This is a genomic window from Bradyrhizobium lupini, assembly GCF_040939785.1.
Taxonomy (GTDB): Bacteria; Pseudomonadota; Alphaproteobacteria; order Rhizobiales; family Xanthobacteraceae; genus Bradyrhizobium; species Bradyrhizobium canariense_D.
In genome coordinates this window covers 280,856-295,076 of sequence record NZ_CP162553.1, presented here as the reverse complement: position 1 = coordinate 295,076, position 14,221 = coordinate 280,856, and the positions used below count along the sequence as shown (strand labels likewise).

General features: G+C 63.3%; 16 protein-coding genes. 6 read left to right on the top strand and 10 right to left on the bottom strand.

The window, feature by feature from the left end; genetic code table 11:
* The first annotated feature begins 72 nt into the window (after positions 1-72).
* Complete coding sequence (locus tag AB3L03_RS01590) at positions 73-492, top strand: nuclear transport factor 2 family protein (protein WP_368508149.1); 420 nt, start codon at positions 73-75, stop codon at positions 490-492.
* Positions 493-664: 172 nt separating this feature from the next.
* Here the strand turns inward: AB3L03_RS01590 and AB3L03_RS01585 are convergent, their stop codons facing one another.
* Positions 665-2,128 carry a DUF5939 domain-containing protein gene (locus AB3L03_RS01585; protein WP_368508148.1) on the bottom strand — a complete coding sequence of 488 codons (1,464 nt, stop codon included), beginning with the start codon at positions 2,126-2,128 and terminating at the stop codon, positions 665-667.
* A gap of 358 nt (positions 2,129-2,486) precedes the next feature.
* Here AB3L03_RS01585 and AB3L03_RS01580 point away from each other — a divergent pair, with 358 nt between their 5' ends.
* A complete protein-coding gene (locus AB3L03_RS01580; protein WP_204511068.1) occupies positions 2,487-2,951 on the top strand; it encodes a GrpB family protein in 465 nt (154 codons plus the stop codon).
* Positions 2,952-3,129: 178 nt separating this feature from the next.
* Here the strand turns inward: AB3L03_RS01580 and AB3L03_RS01575 are convergent, their stop codons facing one another.
* From AB3L03_RS01575 to AB3L03_RS01565, 3 genes are all read right to left on the bottom strand, one after another.
* Positions 3,130-3,324, bottom strand: a complete 195-nt coding sequence (locus AB3L03_RS01575; protein ID WP_018454499.1) for a hypothetical protein — start codon at positions 3,322-3,324, stop codon at positions 3,130-3,132.
* Between the two features lie 123 nt (positions 3,325-3,447).
* Positions 3,448-3,606 carry a hypothetical protein gene (locus AB3L03_RS01570; protein WP_204511069.1) on the bottom strand — a complete coding sequence of 53 codons (159 nt, stop codon included), beginning with the start codon at positions 3,604-3,606 and terminating at the stop codon, positions 3,448-3,450.
* A gap of 154 nt (positions 3,607-3,760) precedes the next feature.
* On the bottom strand, positions 3,761-3,988 hold the full coding sequence (locus AB3L03_RS01565; RefSeq protein ID WP_085353535.1) for a hypothetical protein: 228 nt from the start codon (positions 3,986-3,988) through the stop codon (positions 3,761-3,763).
* Positions 3,989-4,320: 332 nt separating this feature from the next.
* Here AB3L03_RS01565 and AB3L03_RS01560 point away from each other — a divergent pair, with 332 nt between their 5' ends.
* Entirely contained in the window at positions 4,321-5,244 is a 924-nt protein-coding gene (locus AB3L03_RS01560; protein WP_368508147.1) for an arginase family protein, read from the top strand.
* Here the strand turns inward: AB3L03_RS01560 and AB3L03_RS01555 are convergent.
* The 3 genes from AB3L03_RS01555 to AB3L03_RS01545 all read right to left on the bottom strand — a co-directional run bounded on the left by AB3L03_RS01555 (position 5,241) and on the right by AB3L03_RS01545 (position 8,832).
* Positions 5,241-7,493, bottom strand: coding sequence for a CHASE3 domain-containing protein (locus AB3L03_RS01555; protein ID WP_368508146.1), 2,253 nt, complete (start codon positions 7,491-7,493; stop codon positions 5,241-5,243). The genes AB3L03_RS01560 and AB3L03_RS01555 overlap by 4 nt on opposite strands.
* The gene (locus AB3L03_RS01550; protein ID WP_085353532.1) at positions 7,490-7,912 is read right to left on the bottom strand and encodes a response regulator; all 423 of its coding nucleotides are present in this window, start codon (positions 7,910-7,912) and stop codon (positions 7,490-7,492) included. The genes AB3L03_RS01555 and AB3L03_RS01550 overlap by 4 nt, the downstream gene beginning before the upstream one ends.
* Before the next feature lie 239 nt (positions 7,913-8,151).
* Positions 8,152-8,832, bottom strand: coding sequence for a BA14K family protein (locus AB3L03_RS01545; RefSeq protein ID WP_368508145.1), 681 nt, complete (start codon positions 8,830-8,832; stop codon positions 8,152-8,154).
* Positions 8,833-9,078: 246 nt separating this feature from the next.
* On the opposite strand from AB3L03_RS01545, the gene AB3L03_RS01540 reads away from it, so the two are divergent.
* Positions 9,079-9,486: an NADH:ubiquinone oxidoreductase subunit NDUFA12 gene (locus tag AB3L03_RS01540; RefSeq protein ID WP_026232746.1), complete on the top strand. Its 408-nt coding sequence runs from the start codon at positions 9,079-9,081 to the stop codon at positions 9,484-9,486.
* Between the two features lie 420 nt (positions 9,487-9,906).
* On the opposite strand, the gene AB3L03_RS01535 is transcribed toward AB3L03_RS01540, so the two are convergent.
* Positions 9,907-10,593 (bottom strand): DJ-1/PfpI family protein, encoded by a 687-nt coding sequence (locus tag AB3L03_RS01535; RefSeq protein ID WP_204511073.1) that lies wholly within the window; start codon positions 10,591-10,593, stop codon positions 9,907-9,909.
* A 91-nt stretch (positions 10,594-10,684) separates the two neighbouring features.
* On the opposite strand from AB3L03_RS01535, the gene AB3L03_RS01530 reads away from it, so the two are divergent.
* Positions 10,685-11,626, top strand: a complete 942-nt coding sequence (locus AB3L03_RS01530; RefSeq protein ID WP_204511074.1) for a GlxA family transcriptional regulator — start codon at positions 10,685-10,687, stop codon at positions 11,624-11,626.
* A 182-nt stretch (positions 11,627-11,808) separates the two neighbouring features.
* Positions 11,809-11,985: a hypothetical protein gene (locus tag AB3L03_RS01525; RefSeq protein ID WP_018454491.1), complete on the top strand. Its 177-nt coding sequence runs from the start codon at positions 11,809-11,811 to the stop codon at positions 11,983-11,985.
* Positions 11,986-12,064: 79 nt separating this feature from the next.
* Here AB3L03_RS01525 and AB3L03_RS01520 read toward each other — a convergent pair whose 3' ends face one another.
* Positions 12,065-13,081, bottom strand: coding sequence for a Na+-dependent transporter (locus tag AB3L03_RS01520; protein ID WP_247390470.1), 1,017 nt, complete (start codon positions 13,079-13,081; stop codon positions 12,065-12,067).
* Positions 13,082-13,094: 13 nt separating this feature from the next.
* The gene (locus AB3L03_RS01515) at positions 13,095-14,042 is read right to left on the bottom strand and encodes an alpha/beta hydrolase (RefSeq protein ID WP_204511076.1); all 948 of its coding nucleotides are present in this window, start codon (positions 14,040-14,042) and stop codon (positions 13,095-13,097) included.
* Positions 14,043-14,221 lie beyond the last annotated feature (179 nt).

The window sequence follows — 14,221 nt, the reverse complement described above, 5'->3', positions numbered from 1 at the left end:
TCCGGCCAGCGATATCGGTGCGCCCTTCTTATAGAGAAGGTCCAACTTCGCTGAGCACTTGGAGAAGCAAAAATGAACAGCACAGATCCTAAAGAGATCGTCATCAATGCCTGGAAGACTTTTAAAACCCGTGATGCGCAGTTGATCGCGGAGCTGTTTACTCCCGATGCCGAATGGATCGCACCGGCTGGAAATGCCACGGCGGTCGCTCTCAAACACACCGACCACATGATTGGACCGGACCAAATCGCACAGTTTATTGCCTCGGAAATGCATCATCTGTTCTCGAACGTCGACATCTCGTTTCGGGGCATTCATGCCGATGGCGATACTGTGATCGTCGAGGAGCGAATGCGAGCCACTCTTCCTGGAGGCAAGCCCTACGAGAATGACTATTGCTTCGCTTTTGTCCTTTCCGGCGAGCGGATCAAGCTGGTTCGCGAATACATGGACACCCGAAAGGGCTGGCAGATGATTTTCGAGCCGCTTTAAAGGCTGCTTTGGGTCACAAGCGGTCCTCGACCGGCTGCGCAGGGCAGGTCAGCTCTGGGCCACGAACAGACTCCTTTGCTCTTGCCGTGTCCAAGAAAAGCCGCCTCGCGGCGGCCAGATGTCGGAATACATTTCGATCACTACGCTAGTGCGGACTGCCGCAGAGCCTAGGCTACAATCGGCCGGTGACCCGGTAGACTCGCGCCTCGCCTTCGACGCCGCGCAGCGGCGCCTCGAACTCCTCGACATGGTGGCCCGCCAGCAGCTGGCGAACAGCGGGCGCGGTGTAGAGTGCTTCAGTGAGACAGATTTCGCCGGCGTCGGCGAATGATTGCACCCGCGCGGCAATATTCACGGTCTGGCCGAAATAGTCGAGATTCTCGTTGAGGGTCACGGCGATGGAAGGACCGCAATGTGCCCCCATTTTGAGAACGACGGCGGGCTGGCCGTGCTTGGAGTTGAACTCTCCGATGTCCCGCAGAATGTGCAGCGCTGCCTCCACGGCATCCACCGGCCGGAAAAACGCAGCCATGACGGCGTCGCCGATGGTCTTCACGATGGCACCGGCATGCCGATGGGCAATTGCGTCGAGGAGAGCGAAATGTTCGCGGACGAGAGCATAGGCATTAAGATCCCCGAGGCGCTCGTAGAGCGCGGTCGAACCCTTCAGGTCCGTGAACAGGAACGTCACCTGCCGAACGCCGAGGCCCTCCTCCTCATCTACGCGCTCTGAGCGGAAGAGCTTGCGGAACGTCTGACGCGTCAGCAGCATCCCGCCCGAGACGTAGGGATCGAATTCGAGGGTCGGCTTCTCTGGCATTTCCAAGATTTCAGGTGGCCAGTTGATCAGGAGCAGCGAACCGCGCTTAGGGCCGGTGTTGCTGATCTCGAAGATCACAGGCCCCGACGGCACGGCCGAAACGGCGGGCGTGAACCGCTGCCCGTCATAGGTGGCACGAACGATCGTCGGAGTATTCGGCATCTGCACGGCAGTGGGATCGAGCGCGACCGGGAGCGTAAAGCCCGCCTGGGTCTGGACGTTGACGCCTGAGACCGCGCCCGGCCCAATATCGGTCTGCAGCGTCGTTGTCAGACCGGACGGCAGATAAGTCATTCCGCGAACGAAACCGCGCAAGACATCGACAAATCGAGTCTGTCCGCCGGGCAGCCGTCCGCTGTTGGCGAACTTGAGCTTCCAGTGCAGATCTTCGATCGAGAGATTGTCGACGTCATACAAGGCGAGGTGCCGAATTTGCGGCGAGACGGAGAAGGACACTTCGATGAAGTCGTCGAGTTCGGTGTGACCCTCGATATCGCAAAGCCCGCAGACGAAATGGCTCCGGAGCGCACGGAGCCTCCCGAAGCTTTCCAGCACCAGACCCGAGTGGGGGCAGAGAATGTCCCAATGCATGTCGACCAGCCCGGCGCGAGCGGCATGGAGAAACAGATCGATCGACTCCGGCTCAGCCACACTGCGATCACGGGCGAACGCCAGCGGATTGGCGCGGTACAGGCTGACCTCGTCACCACTGCAGATCAGCGTTTCGAACTTGGAGATTACGCGCGGGCTCCAAGTGCGGGCCTGCTCGATCTGCGTCATCTTGCTTTCGAGAAGACGCTCGTCAATGGATGTCATCGATCAGCTCCTGACGATGGCAATCTATCAGCTTCGCCCGGTCCTCGCGAGCCATCCGATGCCGCACGGACTATTGCACTGCAAGGATTTTCAATCCACCCATGTCGCTTATGGGTCAAAGTGCGAAGAACTCAACCTGAGCAAATCTACTCCGCCATGCCTCGCTGGATGGACCTCAATATGGTGCGCCCACGACGTCGCTGAAGCCCCAAAAGCTGACCCGTATATCGGGAGATGCCGCGCATTGCAGTGAGTCCGATCACATGCAGGAACGGTGATCTGCTCCAACAGGGCCGTTTGAGAAGGGTAGCTTCCAGCGAGGGGACAGAATGGAGAAGTATGGAGGGGCGCCATCGAGGTGCGTGACTATGACCCCGACTGGCCGGTTCGTTTCCAGCAGGAGTGCCGTCGCTTGCGATTTGTGGTCGGTCCGGCGCTCAAGATCGAACACATGGGCAGTACGTCTGTGTCCGGCCTCTCGGCCAAACCGATTATGGACATCTTGGTCGGCCTCCCGAACTTGTTGCGCGCGAAGTCCACGTTTGTGAGGCCATTCGCGCAACTCGGATACACCTACATCCCCGAGTACGAAGCATGGTTACCTGGTGAACTGTTTTTTCGGAAGAGGATGCCTGGACCCTGGACACACCATCTTCACATCATGGAGCAATGCAATCCACGCTGGAGAGATTTCCTGCTGTTTCGCGACTACTTGCGCTTACACCCGGAAATCGCTGCCGCGTACGGAAGCCAAAAGAAATCGCTCGCGGATGAATTTGGCAAGAACATCGAGGGCTTTCGCAAAACAAAACATCGGTTGTGAGGGAGATAACCGACAAGGCGCTATCAGCATTCGGGAAGTATTGTTTGCGCTGCCACAGCGACGGGATATGCCGTGCGGCGCTGCTAAGATGTCCGCTTCGGGTCCACAAGCGGGAATGCCAACGAGCAGCTCCTTGCTCGAGCCTCACAGCGCAAGGCACGGGTGGAGTTCTCTCCCTTCAGGCGCTTGGCAGGGACCGAGTAAGGAGCTGCCGGCGAGCCTTCTTCAGATCGGTCGCCAGTTTTATTTTCTCTCTCAAAACGAGGATTTCGGAATATTCCTTTTGGATCTCTGGGCGGGTGCGAAGTGCTTCAAGCTGCTGGGCGGTCAGTTTCAGTATCGCGGCAATATGCGTACTCTGGATGTGGTGCATGGCAATCAAATCCGCTGTTGGAAAAAAACGGAACGGCACGATACAGCGAACTGCGGTGCGGCGTCGCTGGAAATAAACAGCCAGCCTTACTGTCGTTTTTTTTGCAGCGCGTCACTGCCCTCATCAGGTGGGGGGCTGCCGTCTGCTCATAATGAATTTCTTGACCGCATGAATCGTGCGAGCAAGCTGTCGCGGCCGGCGACTACGCGGCGGCGTGACTAACACAACGAAGAGCAGGTTCAGCAGCAGCCAGCAGCCGACCGCGATGAAAATGTACTTCATAACTCCTCAAGGGTGCCCTCGGAAGAGCACTGCAAGAAGAGCGGCAGCAACAATCGCGAGCCAGATCATCGAAACAACGAAGCTGGCGAAATGCCAATCTACGTCGCGGCGCCTGGTCTGCATTGTGTCTCCTTCCGGAGGCCGTGTCGTCGTCTCAGCGGCCTCTATCGTCCTTGCCGTTGGGGCTGCCGTCTCCGCCGCCGTTGCCCCAGCCGTTGTTGCCGTGATGGTGATGGTCGTCGTGGACCGCGCCTGCGCCCGACTTCGCGATCGCATCCGATGTAAGGGATGTCGACAGGAGTAGGGTGATGGCTGGAGGTGTCACCGCCGCGAACTTTCCGCAGGTTCTTAAGAACTCGCGACGGTCGTCCTGATCTGGCATGCGTTTCTCCGTCCAGAGATAAGCCCAAATTAAATCACAATAACTGAATTAAATCAATTTAATTTCGTTCCAGAAGAAAGCGGCCCGCCCACTCGTCCACTCCCTCAGGGGAAGCTCGACGCGCTGGAGTCCGCTGTGGTCACAAGCCGCCGACCACGCCGAAGGTGGGAGCTTCCGCTTTGCCTTGGTAAGCCGACGTTTATGAGGTCACGTCCTCCGCGAGGCGGCTTCGACCGCTCGGCTCGGCGGCAGGCCAAGAGCAGGTCAGGAACTCGCGGAGGCGTTGCGGATTGGCTCTGTCGGCCGGACTGAGTGCCTCCAGCGAGACGGCTATGGCGAGCGACCGCAACACATTCCTCGGCGTCGCGGCGTGCGACCTTGCCCTGCCTCTTGGCGAAGCCGACGTCGTCATCTTCGGAGCTGCCGACGCCACGCCGCATGTGAAGGGCAGGACCAGCCATGCCGCGAATGGCCCAGCGGCCATTCGCAATGCTTTGCGCGTTTATCAGACCGACCTTGCCAGGTGGGATTTCGACCAAGACGGAATCCTGCTCGACCCGGAGCAAATCCGGGTCGTCGATGGCGGCGATCTTGCCACGTCACCCGAGGCCCCCGAGCAAAACCGGAATGCAATCAGGTCCGCCACCAGGAAGATCCTGAAGTCCGGCGCGGTACCCATGCTGCTCGGCGGAGATGATTCTGTCCCCATACCGTTCTTCGAGGCGTTCGAAGACATGGGCAAGCTGACGATCCTGCAGATCGACGCGCATCTGGATTGGAAGGACCAGCGCGACGGCTCAGCACATACGTTTTCCAGCACGATGCGGCGCGCCAGCGAGTTGCCTTGGGTCGAACGCATTGTGCAGGTCGGTTTACGGGGTATCGGCGGCTCGGGCCTGCAGGAGCTCAGTTGCGCGCGGAATTGGGGCTCCAGGATTTTTACGGCACGAGACGTCAAAAGCCGGGGCGTTCAAGCCGTCCTGAGTGCAATCGAGGACAGCGCGAATTGCCTGATCACGATCGATTGCGACGGCCTGGATCCGTCCGTCATTCCCGGCGTGCTGCTGCCGCAACCTGGCGGCTTGTCCTATTTCGACGTCATAGACCTGATCGCGGGCGTCGCCTCGAAGGCCAGAATTGTCGGTCTTGATCTGGTCGAATTGGTGCCGGAGCGTGATCTGCAGAATATTGGGGCGATCTGCGCAGCGCGGATCATCTGCAACGCCATTGGACATATCGCCAAGCAGAAACGCTAGCCGGTGGGCATGTGTCCGAGCGCCTTGCGGATCATCGCGGCGAGCTGGTTGCGGCGGTAGGGTTTTGTCAGCAGCATGACGCCGTCGTCGAGCTTGCCGTGGTGGACGATGGCGTTGTCGGTATAGCCGGAAGTGTAGAGCACCTTCACGCCGGGGCGGATCGTCGCCACCTTGTCGGCGAGGTCGCGTCCGCTCATGCCGCCGGGGATGACGACGTCGGTGAACAGTAGATCGAACGGCTGGCCGGCCCGGATCAACTCCAGCGCGGCCTTGCCGTCGGGCGCGGCGACGGTCTGGTAGCCGAGGCTCTGGAGCTGCACGGTGACGAAGTTGCGCACCAGCGGATCATCCTCGACCACAAAAATGGTCTCGGCGCCACCCTCGGCCGGCGGTGCGGCAGAGGTGACTGGCTCGGTCATGCCTTCGCCCGGCGGCAGATAGAGCTTGATCGTGGTGCCGTGGCCTTCCTCGCTGTAGATCTTGATGTGGCCGCCGGATTGCTTGACGAAGCCGTAGACCATGGAAAGGCCGAGGCCGCTTCCCTTGCCGACCTCCTTGGTGGTGAAGAACGGCTCGAACGCCTGCTGTTGCACCTCGGCCGGCATGCCGGTGCCGGTGTCGCTGACGGCGAGCATCACGTAAGGGCCGGGCCGCACGTCGGGATTGCTTTGCGCATAGGCCTGGTCGAGCACGACGCGGTGGGCCTCGAGCAGCAGCTTGCCGCCGTTCGGCATGGCGTCGCGGGCGTTGATGGCCATGTTGAGCAGGGCATTGGTGAGGCGGGACGGATCGATGTGCGCGGTCATCTGCCCCTGTTCGAGCACGGTCTCGATCTCGATCTGCTCGCCGAGGGTGGGGCGCAGGAGTTTCGCGATGTCCGCGACCGCGGCGTTGATCTCGACGTTGCGCGGCTGCAGCGGCTGCCTGCGCGCGAAGGCGAGCAGATGCTGAATCAGCTCGGCGCAGCGCTCGGCGGCCTCGTCGATCAGGCGTGCCACGCGCTGGAGCTCGGGCTGCTGCTTCAGGCTCGCCACCAACGTCTCGGTATTGCCGGAGATCACGGTCAGCATGTTGTTGAAGTCGTGCGCGACGCCGCCGGTGAGCTTGCCGATGGCATCCAGCTTCTGCGACTGGTACAATTGCCGCTCGGTCTCGCGCGAGGTGGTCGCGTCGTGATAGACCAGCACCGCGCCGGAGACGTTGCCTTTCCCGTCCAGCATCGGCCGGCCGCTGATCATGAGATGACGGGGAGCATTGCCGCTGTGCGGGCGGACGATCATCTCCATGTTCTCGAACGGCTCGCCACGCAGCACGCGTGCCGACGGTAACTCGTCGGCCTTGAGCGGGGTGACGCCGTCGCCGTGAAGCACGATGGACATCGCGCGCAGATTGCGCAGGTTCATGCCGGTCCGGTGCAGCAGCATGCGCTCGGCGGCGGGATTGGACAGAAGGACATTGCCCTCGGCATCGATGACCAGCACCGCCTCCGCCATGCTGTGAAAGGTGCTCTGGAGCACGTTGACCGAGAGGCGCAGCTCGTCATGCGCGGTGACCAGATGCTCGGTGCGCTCGGCCACCGCGGCCTCGAGCTGCTGCTTGGCGGCCGTGGTCTCCATTAGCGTGCTCTTGAGTGCGCCCTCACTGCGCCGGCTCTCGCGCATCATCATCACGACCAGCAGCAGGATCACCAACGCGCCGGCGACGTCGATGCCGAGCAGCACGATGCCGGTGCGGCGCAGATCCTGGGAGCGCGCCGCGAGCAATCGTTCTTCCTCTGCGCTCAAATGATCGAAATTGCCCATCACCGTGTCCATGAGGCCACGGCCCTCGCCCTTGCCCTGGACTGCGGCAATGCCGGCCTGATCGTTTCCGGCGCGCAGGCGCATCACTTCGGCGGCGATCTCGATCCGGCGCAGCGCCAGCGGCTCGGTGCCCTCGAGCAGCGCGACATGTTCGGGAGTGTCGCGCACGCTGCGCTTGAGGTCGGCGAGTGCGGGTGCGATACGGGCGTGCACCGCCTGGAATTCTTCGCTGAAGCTCGGGTTGCGATAGATCTCGTAGCCACGTGCGGCGCTCTCGGCACTGCGCATCAGCACGCGCAGGTCGGAGATCTTCTTCAGCACCCCGACGGTGTGATTGACCCAGGCCGCATCGGACCGTGACTTGACGTCGAGGCCGATCGAGGCTGCGGTGATGATCAGGAGGATGGCAAGTCCAGCACCGAGAATGACGCGCTGCGTTGGGATCAAGGGACTTCTTTCTTGTCCTTCGGCTGCGAGCCATCGCCCGGCACGGCGATGCATTCCCGGATCGTGGTCAGCAGCGTGTCCGGCGTGAACGGCTTGCGCAGGCAGCGGGTCGCGCCAAGCTCCAGCGCCATCCGGAGGAAGTCGGGAGAGGGCGAGGCGGATGATGCGAAGGCGTAGCCGGACATCGCGATTAGCGGAACCGCCGGCGCGCGCTCGTGAAAGATGCGAATGGACTCGAAGCCGCGCATATGCGGCATGAAGATGTCAACCAGCATCACGTCGAAATTCTGTGTTTCGAGCGCAGCCAAACCCGTTTCTCCGCCGTCAGTCAACGTGACGTCGAAACCCTGACGTTGGAGGAGGACCTCGATGGTCGCGCCGACCATCGGATCGTCATCAACCACGAGAATGCGCGGCATGACACTTCCCAGTCATCGAAGTCCCCACAGCCAAGTTGATACAGGTGAATCGCGCGTCGGGTCAATTTGGGATTGGATAAGGGTAGATATGCACGGTGCGGTGAATAAAGGTCCGCTCGCATCGATTGTACGCGACACCTGCCGATGACGAATACGAGGCGAGCGAACAGGTGAGGCGCCTGAATGAAAAAGGCGCCGCATCGCTGCGACGCCTTCTTCTTCAAGTGTTTCAGGTCGTGTTACGGGCAGGGATGACGCTGGCCGTCATAGCCCAGATAGGTGCCGGACGCGGGATCGTAGGACTTGTAGCGCTGCGCGCAGTAGGCCGCGGAGTCGCCGCCGCCATCGGGGACCACGGCCACTGTCGGTTCATCATAGTAGCTGTCGCCGTAATAGTAGGGGTCGTCGTAATACCCGCCGCCGTAATAGGCGTACGAGCCGAGGCCGCCGATCGCAGCGCCGGCCGCGAACCCGGGCCAAAAGCCGCCGCCGTGACGATGATGCCAGTGACGACCACTCCAATTGCCGCTGCCACCCTGCCAGTTGCCCGCAGTCGCGACGCTGCGTGTACCGCTGTAGGACGGCGAGAAGGCCTGTCGGCTCACCGTGCCGGCTGCGAAGCTGCCACCGCCCGGACGTACTGCTGCGCCGGCCGCGAAATTGCCGCCGCCGCCGCCGATCCGCGCGCCGCCGAAGTTGCCGCCGCCCATGCGGGCGCCGCCGCCACCGAAATGTGCCCCGCCGCCGCCGCCACCGAAGTGTGCTCCGCCGCCGCCACCGAAGTGTGCTCCGCCGCCGCCACCAAAGTGTGCTCCGCCGCCGCCGACCGCTGCGGCCCGACTTTGGGCAAAGCTCGGCGTCGCCAACGGGATAACCAATGCCACTGCCGCAGCCGTGCTCAAGACTTTCAGACTTTTCATGATCAAAACTCCTTTTCCCGGAAGCAAACCCCATGAAAGGGCCGGAGTTCCTGGGATCACGGGGGTTTGCGTGCGACGAAAAGTTCTCATGGCGACGCTGTATCCGGCATGAACGGATCGCGTCCGATTTGCGGCAGCGTTCCGTGCCGGGGACTGCATCTGCAGCGCGGCATTGCCGCCCGCGCCGAACTGGACATTTCGCCGTCCGGATGGCATCAGGACCCGACGAAGCAGGGCCCTTGCCGCATGAAACAGTTCTTCCTCAAGTTTTTCACCTGGTGGAATGGCCAGACGTTTGGCACCCAACTCTGGACCAAGCGCTACGGCGAGCTGGTCGGCCAGGACGAGCAGGGCAACCTCTATTATCGCACCCGCGGCGGGGCGATCGACCCGGTGCTCGGCTTCGAGCGCCGCTGGGTGGTCTATAACGGCTACGCCGAGGCCAGCCGTATCCCGCCGTCCTGGCACGGCTGGATGCATCACACCGTCGACGTGCCGCCGACGCAGGACAACTACCAGCCGCGCGAATGGGAAAAGCCGCACCAGCCCAATCTCACCGGCACGGCCAACGCCTACCGTCCCGCGGGCTCGACGCTCGCCAGCGGCAAGCGGCCGAAGGCGACCGGCGACTATCAGCCCTGGACGCCGAGCTAGCCTTCCGATTCCCGTCTCAACCCTTGTCGTGGGGGTGGATGCACCCGCATCCGCCTCGCTTTGCTGTGGACAACGGGAACAGCGGGGATGAGTGCTGCGCGGGCATTGCAGCCACGCGGGCGATGCGGCTCAATGGTCGCATCTTACGGAGATGGGAGACCATCGCGTTCGGTTCGGGCAACAGTTCGCGACTGTCCCGAAATGCAGCGGCCGCCGACCAGGACTCGATCGGGAGATAGGCCCCCGGTCTGGAAGCTCCGAAATCGCCCGATGAAATGTGCAGCCGCCGTAAGACAGGAAAGGCCGCTCGGGAAACCGGGCGGCCTTTTTCTTTGATAGAGGGACGACTGATTTCGCGTGCCCCGGACGCTGCGCGGCACCGCTACGCGATGCATCGCGTCCGGGACACGAGAGTGGAGACTAGGTCATCCGCTCGGCCGCACGCTTCACCGCCTCTAGCCGGCGCGCCTGACCCTGCGCGCCGCGCTCTTTTAGTAATGCCAGCACCTCCGCCGGCGCGGTATCCGGCGAGCCTGCATTGAACGGCGGGGCCGGATTGTATTCGAGCTGAAGCTGGATCGCCTCCGCGGTGGTGCGATCGACCATGATCGACACCAGGGTCAGCGCGAAATCGATTCCCGCGGTGACGCCGCCGCCGGTGATGCGGTTGCGGTCGACGCAGACGCGCGTCTTGGTCGGCGTCGCGCCGAACTGAGCGAGCATCTCCATCGCGCTCCAATGCGTGGCGGCGCGATAGCCCTTCAAGAGGCCGGCGGCGCCGAGCGCCAGCGATCCCGTGCAGACCGAGGTGACGTATTTGGCACCCTCGGCCTGCCGGCGCAGGAAACCGAGCACCTCCTCGTCATTGAGCAGATCGTTGGTGCCGCCGCCGCCGGGCACGCAGATCACGTCGAGCTGCGGGCAGTCGGCGAATGTCGTGGTCGGCGTCAGCGTCAGCACGGAATCGCTCGGCACCGGCTCGACCCGTTTCCAGATCAAATGCAGTTTTGCGCCCGGCACAGAGGAGAACACCTGCAGGGGACCCGTAAAATCGAGCTGGGTGACGCGCGGAAACACCAAGAAACCGATCTGGAGCGGGGACGACATGAGAGCCTCCAATTATGAGCTTGACGGAAGCAGCCTCTCATGATGCCTTTCCGTCCAGAATGGCGTATTTCCCTCGCTTTCGGACATAACCATGATCGGCATCCTGATCTTCCCGGACTTCCAGTTGCTCGATGCGGCCGGCCCGATCTCCGTGTTCGAGATCGCGGCGCGCTGCACGGGCAAGACGACGACCGGGATCCGCGTGCTGGCGGTGAACGCGGGGCCGGTGCGCAGCTCGTCCGGCGTTGAGATGATGGCGCGCGAATTCAAGTCGGCCAATGCGATCACGACGCTGGTCGTGGCGGGAGGTGCGGGCGTGACGGATGCCGCGCGCTGCGAAGTCACGCGCGCCTTCGTGCAGCGGCTGGCGCGGCGGGGCGTGCGGGTCGCGAGCGTCTGCTCGGGCGCCTATGTGCTCGCCGAAGCAGGCCTGCTCGACGGCCGCCGCGCCACCACGCATTGGGGACGCACGCGGGATTTCGTCGCGCGCTATCCCAAGGTGAAGTTCGAGCCGGACCAGATTTTCACCCGCGACGGCAATGTGTGGACGTCGGCCGGCATCACGGCCGGCATCGACCTTGCGCTCGCGATGGTGACGGAGGATCACGGTGAGCAGATCGCGCAGGACACGGCGCGGCAGCTCGTGCTGTATCATCGCCGCAGCGGCGGCCAGTCGCAATTCTCGTCACTTCTGGAATTGAAGACGCCGAACGGCCGCTTCGGCGCGCTGCTGTCCTGGGCGCGCGAGAACCTCGACGCTCGCTTGACTGTCGAAGATCTCGCCGACCGCGCCGGCATGAGCGCGCGGCATTTTGCCCGCGCCTTTGCCGCCGAGACCGGCACGACGCCCTCGAAGGCCATCGAGCGCTTGCGCATCGAGGTCGCGCGCGAGCGCGTGCAGTCCTCGCGCGAGGCGATCGAACTCGTCGCGGAGACGACCGGTTTCCGCGATCCCGAGCGCATGCGGCGCGCCTTCATTCGCGCCTTCGGCCAGCCGCCGCAAGCGCTGCGGCGCGCGGCAAGGGCCGGGTAGGGAGAATTGATCGAGTTGGAGAGCCCGCTTGAGCGGGTGAGCACACTTGGATATTTGAGCAGACTTGCATATTGCGCGGCATTTCCCCTTTTGGAGCCGGAACGGACCTCGTCAAGCGAATGCACCCGTTGTAGACGATGTGTACAACACGTACCGTCGCCGATCCGATGCAAGGAACCCCAATGACCGATCGAGAAAAGATTCTGATTGCCCTTCGCGAAAAACCTCTGAAGACCTTCGAAGTCATGAAGCGCGTGAACATCAAGAATCAGGACGACTGCCAATCGCTCCTGTTGAAGATGCGTGACGAAGGCGCCGTGAAATTCGACATTCACAAGGGACATTGGCGCGCTGCGTGACGACATTCGCCTGGTCACCAGCGGCCTCGCGACGGCAGAGCGGACATGACTTGCGTGTTGGCAAGGCTTGCGGATTGGTTCAGCCCGATGCGGCCTTGCCGCCGGTCGCCGCGGCGCCCGAGGCCTGTGCGCGCGCCGTCAAGCGCCGCGCGATCGGCATCAGCATGTAGGGCGCCAGGTGAATGGGAAACTGCGTCATCGCGAAATAGAGCCAGGTGGTGGGCGGCAGCGCGCCGGCAGTCGCGGCGAGCATCAGGCCCAGATTGCGCTGTGACACCATCAGCCCGAGCGCCAGCGCGCGCTCATAGCCGATGCGGCGGAACAGCAGCGTGGTGACGGCGAGCAGCGTGAAATAGATCGCGAAGGCGAGAGCTGCGAAGCCGATGGTGGAGACCGGCCGGGCGACGAGATCGCTCGCGACGTCGCCCATGATTGCGGTCGCGAAGACCAGCAGGATGACGATGTTGAAGCCGTCGATCGGCTGCCTGTGGCGCTGGATCGCGGCCGCGCCGAAGATCTGTCGGATCACGGTGGCGGCCAGCAGCGATGCGGCGAGGATGCCGAGCAGCTTCAAGCCCAGCGCAGGCGGCGAGATGCTGAGCATGCCGTCGAGGAACAGGCTTGCGAACAGCGATGCCGTGAACGGTACCAGCGCCGTCGCGCTCACCAGCGTGACCAGCACCAGCGTGGCGTCGAGGCCCATCAGCGCCGCCAGCGCCGGTGCGGCCATCATCGGCGAGGCCATGCTCTGCAGCATCAACGCCAGGGCAAGGTCGGGCGCGCGCGCCGTGAGCCCGGTGACATGGACGATCAGCCCGATGATCACAGGCACGCCGATCATGGTCCAGACGGTCGCGGTCGCGACCAGCGCCGGCCGGCGCAGATGGCCGGTGAGCGCGGCGAGATCGACCCGCATGAAGGAGATGCAAAGCAGAACGAAGATCGCCTCGGTGACGTAGGGGCGCAACAACGCCCCGAGCGGCGGTACCGCGAGCGCGATGAACACGACGGCGGCCACCGCGCGGGTGCCCTGGCCGCCAAGCCATGTCAGCCCGCGCAGGGGGAGGGCGAATATGTTTTGAAGAACGGGCGGCATCGGGAACGGCGTTTCAGGCCAATCCTTTCAGCCACGCGCCGATCTCGCTCACGGCGACATTGGCCTCTCGCAGCAATTTCCCCATCGTGAAGAAGCCGTGGAACTGGCCGGGATAATGCTTGGTAGCCACGGCCACGCCGGCCTGCCTCAGCCGCTCGGCATATTCGTCGCCTTCGTCGCGCAGGGGATCGGCACCGGCGGTCAGCACATAGGCCGGCGGCAGGCCGGCCAGGTTTGTCGCCCGTGCCGGCGAGGCGCGCCAGTCGTGGATATCGGCGGCGCCGTTGAGATAATGGTCGCGGAACCAGCGGATCACCGAATGCGTCAGCAGCACGCTCGTCTCGGGTTCGCGGTGAGAGCCGTGCGTCATGGCGAAATCGGTCGCCGGGTAGATCAGCAATTGGCCCGCGATCGCAGGACCATTGCCGTCGCGCGCGGCGAGCGCGACCACTGCGGCGAGATTGCCGCCCGCGCTATCGCCGCCGATCGAAAGCCGGGAGGCGTCGATGCCGAGCTCGCGCGCGTTGGCGGCGACCCATTTGGTCGCGGCGATCGCGTCATCGATGGCGGCGGGAAATTTGTGCTCTGGCGCGAGGCGGTAGTCCACCGAGATCACGATCAGCGCGCCGGCGTCGGCGAGCTGGCCGCAGACGACGTCATGGGAGTCGAGATCGCCGATCACCCAGCCGCCGCCGTGGAAGAACACCAGCGCCGGGGACAAGCCATCATACCGCCGCGGCTCTTTCGGAACATAGAGGCGCGCGGGAATGGCGCCGTGCGGTGCCGGGATCGACAGCGGCGTGACGCGCGCGAGGTCAGGTGGCTCGGGATTGGTCGCAAAGCGCGCCTGCGCGTAATAGGCCCGCGCTTCCGGTGCGGTCAGGGTCTCATAGGCGGGCCGGCCGGCCTCCTGAAAGGCCTTGTAGACGGCGGCGGCATCGGGATCGAGCACAACGGGCATGGGGAGCGACCTCTGGGTTTCCAGTTATCGTTGGAGTTCTTTTCGGGGGCGGGCCGCCTCGGCCGCCGGGAAGCGTGCTCGACTATTCCATCCGGGGGCCGATCTGGCCAGACCGGGCCGGGAAGGGCAGGGATGCCGCCCTTCCCCCGCCGTATTCGCCGTGTTAACCGGATGGCCTG